Origin of the sequence: Sphingobium sp. PNB, from assembly GCF_019873065.1 — a bacterium.
GTDB classification, from domain to species: Bacteria; Pseudomonadota; Alphaproteobacteria; order Sphingomonadales; family Sphingomonadaceae; genus Sphingobium; species Sphingobium fuliginis.
Genome location: NZ_JAINEZ010000199.1, coordinates 1 through 2,058 on the forward strand (window position 1 = coordinate 1; position 2,058 = coordinate 2,058).

Genomic DNA, 2,058 nt, shown 5'->3' on the forward strand with positions numbered 1-2,058 from the left:
GAACGGGGTGGAAGGCGGCGATTCTGTTCCACGTTCTGGCCTGGGGGCTCCGCGCTCCTGCTCCCGGCGGATCATCGCACCGTCTGAACCGGCCCTGCCGACTGTAACCTCCCGGCCACGGCTGGCGAAAAAACATCCTATTGCCCGGCCTGGCACCGCTTTCATCCTGTCCTACATCCCCGCGGTCAGCCTATTCCGCTCCCTTCTTTGAAATGTCGGACCCATTACCCGGGCGGCTACGCGCGCTCGCGCGCATGCGCGCATATGGTGTGAACTTCGGCGTAAAACGGCGCTTTTCCGTCGCCTTCCATCGCCAATCGCCAGATTTTGCGTGACAGGGGGCCTCCAAATCTGTAGGGGCGCCCGCAGCAGACCCCCGGCAGAAATGTCGATGGTCTTCCGTCCGAGACAGTCGGTGAAGGGAATATGCCCTTCTTAATTTCCGGCCTAGACGGGGAAAAGTTCTTTACCGGCCGGGCCTTGCCTGTCCGGGTCTGCCTGTTTTCCCTGAGGGATGCGGGCCAGTCGATCTCTCCCCTTCGGACCAATACCCCGCGATTCGTCGCGGGTTTTTGCCGTCCACCGGATTTTCCGGCGGACATGAAGTGGAGTAAAGGCATGGATCGTAATCAGAAAGCTGAGGTCGTTTCCGCGCTGAACGCACATCTGGCCGAAGTCGGCGTGGTCGTCGTGACCCGCAACCTCGGGCTGACGGTCGCCCAGTCGACCCAGCTGCGCCAGAAGATGCGCGAAGCCGGCGGCACCTACAAGGTTACGAAGAACCGCCTCGCCAAGATCGCCCTTGAAGGCACCGACTATAGCGGCATCAGCGACCTGCTGACCGGTCCGGTCGGGCTCGCTTCCTCGGCCGATCCGGTCGCAGCCGCGAAGGTTGCGGTCGAATTCGCCAAGACCAACGACAAGCTTGAGATCGTTGGCGGTGCGATGGGCGAAGTGCTGCTGAACGCGGAGGGCGTCAAGGCGCTCGCCTCGATGCCGTCGCTGGATGAACTGCGCGCGAAGCTGGTCGGCCTTCTGGTCGCCCCGGCTACCAAGCTCGCAACCGTCACCCAGGCCCCGGCTGCCCAGCTCGCGCGGGTCTTCAACGCCTATGCGGAAAAGAACGCGGCCTGATCGCCGCGGGATTTTCCGGAATATTGTTTTCAACTCTCGTTTAAGGGGCTCATGCCCCGCCCAGAAGGGAATAGGTAAAGTAACATGGCAGACATCAATGCTCTGGTCGACCAGCTCTCGGCCCTGACCGTCCTCGAAGCCGCTGAGCTTTCCAAGGCTCTGGAAGAAAAGTGGGGCGTTTCGGCCGCCGCTGCCGTCGCGGTTGCCGCTCCGGCCGGTGGCGCTGCCGGCGCTGCTCCTGCTGAAGAAGCCAAGGACGAATTCGACGTCGTCCTGACCGGCGACGGCGGCAAGAAGATCAACGTCATCAAGGAAGTCCGCGCCATCACCGGCCTGGGCCTGACCGAAGCCAAGGCTCTGGTCGAAGGCGCGCCGAAGGCCGTCAAGGAAGGCGTCGGCAAGGACGAAGCCGAGAAGATCAAGAAGCAGCTGGAAGAAGCCGGCGCGACCGTCGAACTCAAGTAAGTTCGGTCGAGCCCCGCGCAGGCGGGGCTGCTTACCGGCTATGGCCGGAGGAAATCGGGGCGGTGCCTTCGGCGCCGCCCTTTTTCTTTTCCCTGGACGGTATTGGTGAGGGAATGTCGGTTGCTGCGGTTAAGCGCATCATACCCCCGCCTTCGCAAGAACGCGCCATACTTCCAGGAAAGCTGAAGGGCAGCAGCCCACCCCGCCTCCCCATTCCCACTTTCGCGCGGCCGGCAAGAAGAGTTGGCGTCCCGCCAACCATCCTTCGCTGCCGCTAGAGCAGATTCCGATCCGATTGCATCGGCTCGACTGCTCTAAGTTTTTGTTTTGTCGCGTTTTCCAAGTCAGCAGATGATTCCATCTGCTTGGAAAACGCTCTAGGCAGTAGTGACGATTTAATCATTTGAGCCATAGCATGATGCTGGCGAGTTTGACGAAGCCGAGGAAGTTTGCGGCGAG

At 61.5% G+C, this 2,058-nt stretch carries 3 protein-coding genes; 2 read left to right on the forward strand and 1 reads right to left on the reverse strand.

What is annotated here, in order from left to right; all coding sequences use genetic code 11:
• The first annotated feature begins 618 nt into the window (after positions 1–618).
• Positions 619–1,134 carry a 50S ribosomal protein L10 gene (rplJ, locus tag K7W03_RS27310; protein WP_025551854.1) on the forward strand — a complete coding sequence of 172 codons (516 nt, stop codon included), beginning with the start codon at positions 619–621 and terminating at the stop codon, positions 1,132–1,134.
• An 84-nt stretch (positions 1,135–1,218) separates the two neighbouring features.
• On the forward strand, positions 1,219–1,599 hold the full coding sequence (rplL, locus tag K7W03_RS27315; protein WP_007687446.1) for a 50S ribosomal protein L7/L12: 381 nt from the start codon (positions 1,219–1,221) through the stop codon (positions 1,597–1,599).
• Between the two features lie 274 nt (positions 1,600–1,873).
• Here the strand turns inward: rplL and K7W03_RS27320 are convergent.
• Positions 1,874–2,058, reverse strand: a 185-nt coding sequence (locus K7W03_RS27320; protein ID WP_222888096.1) for a hypothetical protein, incomplete at its 5' end; no start/stop codon positions are given.

Excerpts from the sequence above, each read along its gene's own strand:
- rplL (WP_007687446.1), top strand. The coding sequence starts at position 1,219 with ATGGCAGACATCAATGCTCTGGTCGACCAGCTCTCGGCCCTGACCGTC.
- rplJ (WP_025551854.1), top strand. The coding sequence starts at position 619 with ATGGATCGTAATCAGAAAGCTGAGGTCGTTTCCGCGCTGAACGCACAT.